Here is a 12899-nt window from a genome sequence, read left to right as displayed (position 1 = left end):
GCCTTGACCGGAAAACACCGGATGAGGTTTACTTCAATACAACGCCGCTTTCCCTGGTGGCTTAAACCTTGGCGTGGATCCACTTATAGAATGGGGATGAGCTGTTCAAAGGAAGGGGGCCAGCTCTTATATTCCAACCCTCGCGGCAGTTACAAGTTAAACAAGGAAAGTTTTGATATATTCTTTCAGGGCCCGAAAATGCTGGGGGGAAACCAAGAATGGCACGTATTGGGTACCCCTCAACATGCGGGAGTCGATAAAAAATAGCGAAAACTCCGAACCTGTATTGATGCGCCAAATAACCTATATCTTTAAAACGAATTTTCATATAGGCCTGTCCTCTTATAAACTCACCTCTTACACGTTAAAACCGTATTCTTAGAGCAGCGAACACTGCCAAACCATCCTTTATTTCAACTAGCGATAGTAGTGATTAATGATAGATTCAAAAGCGTTTAGGAATATATTGGGGAGTTTCGCAACCGGCGTAACGGTCGTCACAACAAAAGATTCAGCCGGGAAGCCGGTAGGAATGACCGCGAACAGTTTCAGCTCCCTATCACTTGATCCGCCACTGGTACTCTGGAGTATCGCTAAATCGGCCAGCCTTTATACGGAGTTCACTGCCGCAGAATCCTTCGCCATACATATTCTTGCAAAAGGGCAGCAGCATCTGAGCAATCAATTCTCCCGCAAAGGAATTGAGCGATTCGACGGTATTTCTTATGAAACCAATAACAGGGGTGTCCCCCTGCTCAATGATTGTCTGGCTCGCTTTGATTGCGAATTATTCTCTCAAGCGGATGGCGGTGATCACACTATCATTGTCGGCTACGTCGCTGCAATGGAAGAGCTGCAACTGGATCCACTGATCTTCCATAAAGGAGCGTATCGAACGCTAGAGCCGTAAAAACGCACCAACCTCCCCTCCGCTTTAGCAACATTTAGCCCCACCTTAAGTGGGGCCCTTTTTATGCTCTGAGTGATGTGAAACCCTGCCGATAATAAATCAAGGGGGAGACATCGCTATTGACATAGGCTTCACTCGCTATCCCCACAAAAACACCGTGCGTAGTATACTCCCAACACTCGGCGCTCGAACAAATGATACTTGCCTGACCATCTGCCAAATAGGGAATGCCGAATTGACTCGTCCTCCAGTCACCCATCGAAAACCGTTCTTCACCTTGAGCACCATTCACACAGAGCTCCAGAATATTGTCTTGCGTTTCAGATAGTATATTAATGCAAAAATCAGCTCCCTTTTTTAGAAAGGGATAAAGGGATGCTTTTTTTTCAACACACAGTAACATGGAAGGTGGTTCTTCTGTCAGTTGCAATACTGCTGTTGCGGCCATTGCATAGCGACCACTATCGTCGCAGATAGTGACTATCATGGTCGATTTTGCGTGCAGTTGAGTTGCCGATTTAAATGCCTGTTGCAGTGACTCTTTCGTCATAATACTCCCCTTTTACATCATTGATTTATCTTTCAAGGTCAGATGATCGAGCCGGTTCAAGACTGCGTCTCATCTGCTCGCGATACCGTACCTACGAGACTGGTATTTCCCTTGGATTCTCCCATTGACTGCCGGTAACATCTTCTTCCTGCGCAATAACGTAGGTACTGAACCACCTGGCCACTTCGTTATAACCCCGAAGCGTTGAGTCCGAGCTGCTAAAATTAGTCGCTTTCCCCTCAGCTAAGTGCGCTGGAACGAATAGCATCTTTGTGAACACGACATCATTCACCATCAATTCCTTCAAGGGTTTGGCGTCACCGCTCAAAGAGTCCATCACTGCCTGAAATTGCATCACCACTGCCTTGGCCCTGTTCTCAATAAAAGAGCTTGTAGATTTGTTTTGCTGAAATCGGAGCGTCCACCCTCATTTCCCACCCATGTATCTTCGATTGCATAATAAGAACTCTATGTATAAACACCATCCACCCAATAATTGGCACTAAATTAGGACGAACAGGCTAACTCAGCAAGAGAAAATGGGCTTTGGTTCCAGCCTGATTACGGATCTACTCAGGAAGTATGCTGACAAGAATCACAGACAACTATCCGAATTTCCGAATAACCGATATTGATGCTGCGGATATTCAGGCAGTTTCTACTCGACGCTCCTCCAAAGAATATTGACTACTATCCACAGCGCCAATTTTGAGTATTGCGACTATCGCTTTCCCCTGCGAGCTGGATGGAAATAGAATTGCTGTTAGTGAATTTTCTACGATAATTTACTAAGGGATCGATATTTCATCGTTAAATATAAGAATATTTCTGACATTACAGATCGCCAAAAGGTCACTCTAGTATTTTCGTTAACAACTAGGGGCTCCAACAACAGAAAGCAAAAACCGTAATACTTGGAGAACGAGTCCATGACAGGAACCAAGAACTTTAAGATCACACTGATCGCAGCCGCCGTCATCGCTGGGCAAACACCATTGAGCCACGCACAAGAGAGCGAATCAGTCGATTCACTCGCCCTAGAAGAAATTATAGTCACGGCCACCAAACGGGCTAAGTCGTTACAAGACGTCCCTGTAGCCATTACCGCTTATTCCGGTGATGACTTAAGCGCACGCGGTGTTTTTCAGGTCAGAGATCTGCAGGAGCTATCACCCAGTCTAACGATCAACACTACCACCAATTCATCCCAGGCGATTGTGCGAATCCGCGGGATCGGATCCAGCGGCACTAACCCCGGGTTTGAGTCTGCAGTAGGCGTTGTGATAGACGGCGTAGTCCGCAGCCGTGCCGGTCAGGCCTTGGGTGATATGCTCGATATAGAGCGCATTGAAATCCTACGCGGCCCCCAAGGCACTCTCTTCGGTAAGAACACCTCCGCAGGCGCGTTGAGCCTGATCAGCAGGTCACCCGAGTATGAAACCAATGGATCCGTCAATATCAGTGTAGGTGATTACAACCAGCGCCGGCAGCAATTTGTTTTCAACACCGCTCTGATCGAAGACGAGCTAGCCTTCCGTATCTCTGGCTCCAATCACGAACGCGATGGATTCCTGGATAAACTCTCCCCCGGCACCTCCGGAGAAGTTGAAGAGTCGGATTATTTCAATGATCGCGACCGCTACGCGGGCAAGGCACAACTGCTTTGGGAACCAAACCATGACTTCAGTGCCCGAATGATTGTCGACTACAGCACCCTCGACGAGATAGGAAGTAATGGCGTTCCCATGATCACTGCCCCGGTGTGGCAAAGTATCTATACGAGCCTGGGGGCCTATGTACAACCGGATAACAATCTCGATGACAGGCGTGTACAAACCACTACCGATCCCTTTGAGAAGACTACTGCCAAGGGGATCTCTACCGAACTCAATTGGGACCTCGGCTGGGCTGAACTGACATCCATCACCGCCTATCGCGACTTTGAGACTACCAGATCCTTTGATCTGGACCAGGGTGGTACGGATATGCTGAGGCCCCTCATTGAAGACAACACCATCAAATCTGTCTCTCAGGAAATTCGCTTGGCCGGTATTAGTGGCGATGTCGAATGGCTGGTAGGCGGCTATGCCTTCAGAGATGAAATAGCCTTGGATTCCGGCGTCTTTTTTGGTACACATGGTAATGATGTTTTCGCCGCACTACTTGGTGCCCCCGTCGCTGCCGTCCCTGAAATTGACGGTCAAGGGATAACACAAACACTCAAGCAAGAGTCCAGCGGTTACGCCTTGTTCACTCACAATACCTGGCATGCCACCGATAATCTAGATATTGTGATGGGACTTAGAGTCAGTACCGAAACCAAGGAAGCCACCAGTATCCTGAATGATGCACCGATTGGCCAATTTTTGAATGATGTACCATTGTGTGCGTTGTCTAACATAGGACCACTGTGCAACAACATCAGTTTCAGTAGAAAACGCGAAGACACCGAAGTTTCTGGTACATTTAAACTAAATTATACCTTTGACAATGGTGTCAGTATTTACGGCGGTTATTCACGAGGCTACAAGGCCGGTGGATTCAATCTCGATCGGCAAGCCGTAGAAATCGATCCAGTAACCTTAGAGATCACGGACGGTACCGAATTTGACGGTGAGTTTGCCGACTCTTTGGAGTTTGGTTTGAAAAGCTCACTGTGGGATGGTCGCGCCAACCTCAACGTAGCACTGTTCTATTCAGTATACGAAGGCTTTCAGCTCAACGCCTTTGACGGTCTCAGCTATACCGTTCTTAATTTGGAGGACGTCATCTCCCACGGCGCTGAAGTCGAAACCACTGTGCTTCTAGCTGAGGGAATCACCTGGAGTTCTGGAATAACCTATAATCATGCCCGTTATGGCGATGACATCGGCAATGAAGAACAAGCTTTCCGAGAAGGTGCAGAATTGCCCCAGTCCCCTTTCTGGCAGGCAAGTACATCACTGTCAATCGACCGGGAGATAGACGCCATAGGCGCACGTGGCATTTTTAACCTCAATCACAGTTTCCGCGACAGCGCCTATAACGCAACTGACAGAAATCCGGAGCAGGAAGTTGCCGCATACAGTCTCTTCAGCGCCTCTATCGGGCTGAGAAGCCTGGATGATCGCTATGGGCTAGTGCTGTCCGTCGACAACCTGACCGACGAGGTTGTTCCGACCAATGTGACACCAACCATCAACCAGCCGGGTAGCTATTATGGCTACCTCAACGACCCCAGAACCTGGACCTTAGCCTTTGACGCCAAATTTTAATCAATAACGGTAAAGGGAGATAGAAACGCCGCACTGCGGCGTTTTCTTGATTTCGGGATTACAATAAGGTGACCACATCTGGATCACCTCCGATCAGCTTTAAACGTCAAAAGTAACTCATGAGGATCACAATGTTTAAGCTCACCGTAAATGGTACAAGCTATGAAGTAGATGTCGAAGCAGACACGCCGTTGTTATGGGTAATTCGCGAGCAATTAAAGCTGAGCGGCACCAAATTCGGTTGTGGCATGGCACTTTGCGGTGCTTGTACCATTCATCTCGACGGCAATCCAATCCGTTCTTGCACGACACCTGTGTCGGTTGCACAAGGGAAAGCAATCACCACCATTGAGGGCCTGGCCCCAGTTGTCGATCAGCCACACCCTTTACAACAAGCCTGGATCGAGGAGCAAGTCCCTCAGTGTGGCTATTGTCAATCCGGACAGATTATGTCGGCTGCGGCTCTGCTCGCTCGAGTACCACAGCCGAGCGATGCCGATATTGACAACGCCATGCAGGGCAACATCTGTCGCTGTGGAACCTACGGCCGAATTAAAAAGGCAATCAAAAGTGCCTCTATGAAAATTTCCGGCGTACAGCATTTTATTCCTGAATCAAGCAAAGAAGGACAGAGCCATGGGTAAATGGACGCGAAGAGGTTTTATCACCGCAGGCGTATTGACCGGGGGGGGGATGATTCTAGGAGTCGGCCTTGGTGTTGCCGTTCGGCCTGGTCATCGAGCCCCAAAGTTGGCGCCCCTGGTGGCGAAAGACGATGAAGTATTGGTTAACGCTTGGGTGAAAATACTCCCAGACAATACTGTCACCGCGATTGTCCCCCATTGTGAAATGGGACAGGGCGTGCACACGTCATTGCCGATGATGCTGGCCGATGAAATGGACGCAGATTGGGGAAAAGTCGCGATGGAGCAGGCTCCGGCCCATGAGGAATATGCAAATTTCCACATGGCTCGAAGCCACCTTTTCCCCGGCAAGGTACCGGGATTGGTGCAAGACACCCTGGATGGCGCTTTTTTGAAACTGACCCAGAGTCTCTCACTTCAAACTACCGGTGGCAGCTTCTCCGTACGGGCGACCGGCACTCTCGGCATGCGGGTGGCCGGCGCTGCAGCGAGGGAAATGCTGATTGGTGCGGCCGCACGGCAATGGGGCGTTGCGACAACAGAGTTACGCGCCGAAAACAGTCATATCTATCACGATGCAAGCGGGCGAATTGAACCCTTTATCACCTTTGCCGCTGCTGCAGCCGAAAACAAACCACCCTCGCAACCAAAACTCAAAGAGCCCAGTCAGTTCAAGTTGATGGGTCGAAATATAGCACGAATCGATATACCGGCTAAGGTCAATGGCACCGCCGGCTTCGGTATCGACGTTGATCTTCCGGGTATGAAATATGCGACAGTAAAAGCCGCTCCTGTGTTCGGCAGTAAAGTGGTTTCAATCGATTCGAAAGAAGCCGAGAAACTGCCAGGAGTCATCAAGGTCGTTAACCTCGAGGACAGTGTAGGGGTTATTGCAGAGGGTTATTGGCAGGCCAAAAAGGCGCTAGACAAGATTACCGTCAAATACAGTCCATCAGACGCGTATTCGCTCGACCAAGAAAGCATGTTTGAACGCTTCGGACAGGACATGGACAAAGCGACTGCCAACCAAGAGGAAAAAGTGGACTTTACCACCGGTGATAGTCGGGTGGTGCTAGCAGCGGCCGAAACCGTTATTGAAGCTGAATACAGGGTGCCATTTTTAGCTCACGCCACAATGGAGCCCATGAACTGCACTGCCTGGATGCACGGTGATCAACTTGAATTCTGGGCCGGCATGCAAAACCCGCTCGGTGCCCGAGACGCAGTTGCCAACGAGTTGAACCTGCAAAAACATAAGGTCACGGCCCACAATGTTTACCTCGGCGGCGGTTTCGGCAGACGCGCCCGCCCCGACTATCCGCTGCAGGCAGCCAAACTTGCCATGGCACTACCAGGGGTACCGATCAAAATGATCTGGTCTCGGGAAGAAGATACGCAGCAAGATTTTTATCGACAAGCCGTTATGAGTCGTTTTAGAGCCTCATTGGCGCCCTCCGGGCTTCCCGAGGCCTGGGAAAACCAATTCGTCGATAAACACGAACCAGTAGAAGCGCCCTATATCCCCTACGCCATCAACAACCAGTATATTCATTATACTGATAGCCCAACCCATGTGCGCTTTGGGGCCTGGCGTAGCGTAGACCACTCTCACCATGGCTTTTTTACCGAATCCTTTATCGATGAACTGGCTTTCGCCGCACAAGTGGATCCCTACGAATATCGTCGTAAACTGCTGGTCAACGAACCAAGGTTAATGAAAGTGCTTGAAAAAGCGGCAGAGATTTCACGCTGGGGGCGGAAATTACCCAAAGGCTGGGGCCAAGGTATCGCCTTACAACAATCGTTTGGCACCTTGGTAGCGCAGGTGGTCGAAGTTGATATGACCCAGGGTAGCCCACGAGTGGATCGAGTGTTCTGCACGGTGGATCCCGGCTTTGCCGTCAACCCCGACGGAATGATCGCACAAATGGAAAGCGGCATCATTTTTGGTTTGACGGCGGCACTCTACGGCGAAATATCCCTGGAAAAAGGCGCAGTAGTGCAGAGTAATTTCCACGATTACCCCATGGTTCGAATGAACACTGCGCCGAAAATAACGGTGTCGATTATCAACAGTATGGAGGCCATTGGTGGGGCAGGTGAGCCAGGCACACCTGCAGTGGCGCCGGCACTGACTAATGCCATTTTTGCCGCGACTGGTAAGCGTATTCGAGAGTTGCCGGTAAGCAAATTCGATAACCGCTACGACATCAAGACAAGCAGCTAAAACCGGCAGTAAAATCGCTGCTATTGGCTTGTGGGCCTATAGCAGCGCCATTCCCTCGACGCATTGCTTGATTAAATATCCAATCCGTTCCCGCAATATTCATATCCGCCTACAATTTCAGTCGCCGGAGAATTAGTGCCAATACGCTTAATACCCTCAAGCCTTTCCAGGCCATGAGAGTAGATGCCCGAAACGCTGATTATAACGGCGGTATAGCGTCCGATCGACCACAAGCATTTAAATTGCGGTCGTTTGCTCTCGCATTTCCTTTGGCGCGATGACCTGAAAGCAGGTAATATCGAAGGAGTCCCGTATCGGACCGACACTTCGTAGGCCGTAGACAACTAACCGATGGGAAGGCGGGCTACGCCAAGACTTGGGTAGCCCTTCTCAATGTCGTCGCCGAAAGGAGGTGTTGCTGCTTCGGACACTCAGCAGAACTCTGTTGTTATTATCATTGGCGGTCAGTGGCCACCCAGATCGGGTACTTGTTCACTGCTCGCAACCTGACCTTGTGCGGCGAACGCTTTCCAGCTCTGGTCAATCAAATATGCCTGAATTGCATCAGTGTCGGACTTGTCTAGTAGATCGTCGAAACGCGGCATCCCCATTGGCGTAAATAACCCCTCTCGAACTATGGAGTCAAACAAATGATGCTTACCCTCCCCCAGGTATCGCAGATCCGGCACGTTTCCACGACCCGCATTGTTGTGGCATGGCATGCAGTGCCACAGGTAAAGCTCATTGCCTCGCTTCACCACTTCTGCATTACCTTTTTTCTGTGGCGGTCGAGGTACGAGAAGCTTATCCACTTCTTTCGCGACCGGAGTCTCACCTCCCCCAAGCTTGAAGGCAATTATTCGTCCCTGATTGCTTCGGGTATGGGCGGCAGAGTAGCGCGGGTATGAAAAGAAGCCGCCCCCGCCTATCCCAGCCATCACCGCCACATACTGTTCGCCATCGATTTTATAACTGAGCGGAGCCGCCATAATGCCAGTGCCGGTATCGATACTATGCAGCAATTCACCAGAACGAGCATCACGAACAACCAGCTCCCCAGAGGCCTTGCCGTAGATCACCAGATTGCCGGCCGTGGTGAGTACACCGCCATCATTGCGCATGCCTCCGGCATCTGCTTCCCAGATCATTCTCTGCTTAACCGGGTCCCACGCCTTCAATACGCCGCGCGGAGGCGGAGTATTTGACTCTCGAATGATTTTTTTAAGAGTCTCTGCCTCATAAGGAAGAACTGATGTAAAATAATCAACGGCGGCTTCGAACGGAGGTAAACCCACAGCCCCCGTGCTGGGCCGCCCGGGTATATACTTGTAGCCGTCAGGAAAGAGATTCACACGTAATTCTGCGGATTCATAAGCCGGAATGTAGACCAATCCGGTTTGCGGACTATAGGCCATCGGGCGCCAACCATGCGCGCCCACTTGTGCTGGCCATATTACCTTGGGTTCTTTGTAGTAATCGGCCTGCTCGGTCAGCACTGGTTTGCCCGTTGCCATATCCACGTGGGACGACCAGTTCACCGGAACATAGTGCTCGGCAGACAGCAGCTCACCAGTTTTACGATCTAGCACATAAAAATAGCCATTCTTAGGGGCCTGCATCAATACCTGTCGCTGATTACCATCGATCACTATATCCGCCAGGATCATGTTTTGCACAGCGGTAAAATCCCAACTATCAGCAGGTGTAGTCTGGTAATACCAGACCAGCTTGCCGTTGTCGGGATTGATGGCCAAAATCGACGAGAGAAACAAATTATCGCCGCCCATAGGGCTGCGGTCTTTGGCCAGGTATACCGCTGAATTACCGGTACCGACATACAGCAGGTTCAGTGTAGGGTCGTAGACCAAGCTATCCCAGACGGTGCCGCCACCGCCGACGTCCCATCGACTATTCGGATCCCAGGTTTTTGCTGCCATCGCCAGTTCGGCGTGCTCATAAGGCTTTTCAGGAGAACCGGGTACCGTGTAAAAACGCCATTTCAATGCTCCCGTTTTCAGGTCATAAGCGGAGACATAACCCCGGGCATCATATTCAGCTCCCGAATTCCCGATGACAACCACATTACCCGCTACCCTTGGTGCTCCTGTGGAGGTATACCGACGCGAGTGATCATCAATTGTGTCAACTTCCCAAGCGATCTGCCCACTTGCGGCATTGAGTGCAAGTAAACGTCCGTCTAGTGCTGTTACGTAAACCAGGTTGTTCCAAACCGCCACCCCCCGATTCACTGGGCCACAACAGGCGTCACGGGCCACCTGCCCATTGACTTCAGGGTCAAAGAACCACATTTCAGCACCGGTTTTGGCATCAACGGCATACACCTTTCCCCAAGTACCGCTGGTGTACATAATACCGTTCACCACGATTGGCGTGGCTTCGAGACCCCGTTTGGTTTTAGTGTCATATTCCCACGCAAATCCCAATTTTTCGACATTATCAACATTAATCTGATCAAGAGGCGAAAAATGAGATTCACCAAAATCGCCTCCGAGCGTATTCCACTGATTGGCATCGGCATTGGCCTCGACCATCGCCTGTCGATTATTTTGGCTTTCCTTTAAAAATACCGAGTCTTCGCTGCTGTCACCTTCTGTCACGCCGGTCAAGGTTTCATTGGTGATATTGCACCCTGCTATAGTAATGAAAATCAGGGTCAGCAATAACGGCTTATTTATCACTGTCATTGTAGTGGGCTCTCGAGGTGATTATTAATTTGGGTCAAACTTCAACTTTCGATAGATCGTGCCAAAAAGCGGTAAATTTCTGTATTGCAGGTTCGCGCCATCTGGGTTTCCAGGCCATTAAATCCGTGGATTGCCTCGGGATACACTCTGAGGATTCCCGGATTCTCTGCGGCGAACCACTTCATGGCCATAAATAGCGTATCATCGTAGAGCGGATCCAACGTCCCCACGCTGAACAAGGCCGGTGGCAAATTCCTCAACTCGGCATACATTGGCGAAATCAAAGGATCACGACGTTGCTCAGGTGTAAAATCAGGCAGGCAGAGTTGATAAAACCACTCCAGATAAGGCGTGGAAAGATTGATGAAATCTTCTCCCCAGGCACGCTGTGACGGCGTCATCGATAAATCATAAACACCGAAAGCCAGACTAATGGCCTTAATGCGCTTAGCCAGCGTTGGCTTTTGTGAAACTCGCAGCAGGGTGTTAAGCGCGACATTGGCCCCCGCGGACTCACCACCAAGACAAACATTCATTCCCGAATAGCGCGCCATCAACGCCTCCACTGCCTCGGCCGTAACAGCGAGCGCTGTCGGAAGAACAGATTCTGGCGCCAAGGGATAGCCGAGAGTCACCACGGTCATGTTTGTTTGACAGGCACATTCCCACAGCAGTGAGTCCTGTTCATAAACTGACCCTAATGTCCAACCGCCACCATGAAAGTGAATATAGAGGCCCTGAGGCTGGTCCACGTCAAACACACGAATTGGCAGTTTAAAAGACTCGGTCTCAATGATATCGTCCTGAGCCTGCTCCACCAGCACAGGCTTAAAGCTACCATCCTTTTTATAGAGCCGAGTCTTACGGATAAACTCCGGGGCCATAGCACCGGCGGCAGGCACCAACCGTCCGGCCTCCTTTAGCGTCTGGTTAACAGATCGCTGTTCATCAACAAATTCCCACAATGCATTATCAATCAGTTGATCGCTGTTAATCACATTCACGTCTCAGTGGTCAAAAAAAGAGATCCGCAATACCCTCAACGGGGGTATCGCGGAGTTTAGAGAGGATAGCGTGAATACTAGATCGGCGAGATAGAGGTAATCTCTTCTTCTTTGGCTTCCTGTGCCTTCTTTTTAATCTCTTCTTCCGAAAGGCGTCTACTCTCAACAGCTTCCTTGTCAACTGCTTGCATCACTTCGAGTTTATGATGTTTATCTGTGCTGAGGTCTTCCAATTGGATCTCACCGGCCATGACCTTTCGTTTCCATTCCTGATGATCGTCTTCAAGCGCATGGAATTCCGGCATCACTTCCTTGGCGAACAATTCTAAACTGGAACAAATATCTTCGTGGGTAGTTTTACCCGCCTGATTCAACAGAATGATCTGATCGACATTGGCATCGGCAAAGGCTCTCAACTTCTTGCGAATGGTTTCAGGCGAGCCAATCAATCCAGATTCAAACGCTGCCTTGGCCTTATCACCTGTTCGCCAATCCTGGTATTCTTCCCAAAGGTTTGCGGAATTCGGTTCATAGGCATTGTTGGGATTAGAGTTACGTTCCAAACAGAAAATAAAGAATGTCCAACCTTCGGCCTTTTTACGTGCTTCTTCATCGGTTTCAGCACACATAAAACCGGATACCACCGCCAAATTGGGATTGGTTTCATGTTCACACAGTTTCTCAACACCGTCGCCAGAAATGATGTTGTAATAGCGGTTGACCCAGGCACGGGCACCTTCAGGATCTGCAAACTGGAAGCCCAACGCGCCTATGCCGCGTTTGGCCGCGTACTCAATGGTATTGAGGTTAGAACAGGCAACCCACAGAGGTGGGTGAGGTTTCTGAACAGGCTTTGGCAATACATTGCGACGCGGGAAATCCCAATGCTCACCGTGAAATTCCCAGTCATTCTTAGTGAAACATGGAACCATAGCCCGAAAGCCTTCTTCAAAAACAGCTCTTTTATCACGCACCTTGGCACCGAAAGGATGCAGCTCTGTAGGCCCTGCTCCCTCACCGGTTCCCAACTCACAGCGCCCCCCACTAAGTATGTCCAGGTTAGCGGCCATTTCCGCCGCTTTAATAGGGTGATTGTGAGTCAACTGCAGGATCCCATGTCCCAATCGAATCTGCTTGGTACGCTGACTGGCAGCAGCCAGGAAAGACGCAGGAGATGATGCATGAGAGTATTCCTCCAGGAAGTGATGCTCCACCTGCCAAGCAAAGTCGTAACCCAGCTTATCAGCCAGTTCAACCTGGTTAAGTGCATTCTGAAAATGATCATATTCACTGTTTTCGTGCCAGGGCCGTGGTATCTGGTGTTCGTAAAATACGCCAAACTTCATTGTCATACTCCTTTCATTGGTGTTTAGGGAGTAATCTACTAGAGCTCGATATGCAAAAATAACACTTCTGCTGCATATCGCTTATCCATAGGTTGAATATTATCTTATCTCCGCCTCAAAACCTGCCAATACCGGCGTTTTTCAAGACAGATGTCACCATTAGTTCATTTTTTACGCTGCTTTCTCACACTCATGGTCCGAGTTATCCGGGTTTAGTTCGACCTCTTTGATGTAATCCCACTTCCTAGCCTCTCCAGAC

The 12899-nt window shown here is 49.9% G+C and carries 9 protein-coding genes; 5 read left to right on the top strand and 4 right to left on the bottom strand.

The annotated features are described in order from the left end of the window. A partial coding sequence (locus HBA55_RS37290; protein ID WP_206020130.1) for a hypothetical protein occupies nucleotides 1–267 on the top strand: 267 nt, incomplete at its 5' end. Between the two features lie 169 nt (nucleotides 268–436). Beyond that, nucleotides 437–910: a flavin reductase family protein gene (locus HBA55_RS36845; protein WP_167001181.1), complete on the top strand. Its 474-nt coding sequence runs from the start codon at nucleotides 437–439 to the stop codon at nucleotides 908–910. 61 nt (nucleotides 911–971) lie between these two features. On the opposite strand, the gene HBA55_RS36840 is transcribed toward HBA55_RS36845, so the two are convergent. Further along, nucleotides 972–1460 carry a flavin reductase family protein gene (locus HBA55_RS36840; protein ID WP_167001179.1) on the bottom strand — a complete coding sequence of 163 codons (489 nt, stop codon included), beginning with the start codon at nucleotides 1458–1460 and terminating at the stop codon, nucleotides 972–974. 929 nt (nucleotides 1461–2389) lie between these two features. On the opposite strand from HBA55_RS36840, the gene HBA55_RS36835 reads away from it, so the two are divergent. From HBA55_RS36835 to HBA55_RS36825, 3 genes are all read left to right on the top strand, one after another. After that, nucleotides 2390–4714: a TonB-dependent receptor gene (locus tag HBA55_RS36835; RefSeq protein ID WP_167001177.1), complete on the top strand. Its 2325-nt coding sequence runs from the start codon at nucleotides 2390–2392 to the stop codon at nucleotides 4712–4714. A 131-nt stretch (nucleotides 4715–4845) separates the two neighbouring features. Next, nucleotides 4846–5358, top strand: coding sequence for a (2Fe-2S)-binding protein (locus HBA55_RS36830; protein ID WP_167001175.1), 513 nt, complete (start codon nucleotides 4846–4848; stop codon nucleotides 5356–5358). After that, nucleotides 5351–7585: a xanthine dehydrogenase family protein molybdopterin-binding subunit gene (locus HBA55_RS36825; RefSeq protein WP_167001173.1), complete on the top strand. Its 2235-nt coding sequence runs from the start codon at nucleotides 5351–5353 to the stop codon at nucleotides 7583–7585. Before HBA55_RS36830 ends, HBA55_RS36825 begins: the two co-directional genes overlap by 8 nt. 464 nt (nucleotides 7586–8049) lie before the next feature. Here the strand turns inward: HBA55_RS36825 and HBA55_RS36820 are convergent, their stop codons facing one another. From HBA55_RS36820 to HBA55_RS36810, 3 genes are all read right to left on the bottom strand, one after another. Next, entirely contained in the window at nucleotides 8050–10290 is a 2241-nt protein-coding gene (locus tag HBA55_RS36820) for a PQQ-dependent dehydrogenase, methanol/ethanol family (RefSeq protein WP_167001170.1), read from the bottom strand. 41 nt (nucleotides 10291–10331) lie between these two features. Then, on the bottom strand, nucleotides 10332–11288 hold the full coding sequence (locus tag HBA55_RS36815; RefSeq protein WP_167001168.1) for an alpha/beta hydrolase fold domain-containing protein: 957 nt from the start codon (nucleotides 11286–11288) through the stop codon (nucleotides 10332–10334). Nucleotides 11289–11371: 83 nt separating this feature from the next. Further along, nucleotides 11372–12640 carry an LLM class flavin-dependent oxidoreductase gene (locus tag HBA55_RS36810; RefSeq protein ID WP_167001166.1) on the bottom strand — a complete coding sequence of 423 codons (1269 nt, stop codon included), beginning with the start codon at nucleotides 12638–12640 and terminating at the stop codon, nucleotides 11372–11374. Between the last annotated feature and the right edge of the window lie 259 nt (nucleotides 12641–12899).

The organism is Pseudomaricurvus alkylphenolicus (assembly GCF_011683955.1).
In the GTDB taxonomy this organism is placed as follows: Bacteria; Pseudomonadota; Gammaproteobacteria; order Pseudomonadales; family Cellvibrionaceae; genus Pseudomaricurvus; species Pseudomaricurvus alkylphenolicus.
This window is presented reverse-complemented; position numbering and strand designations above follow the sequence as displayed.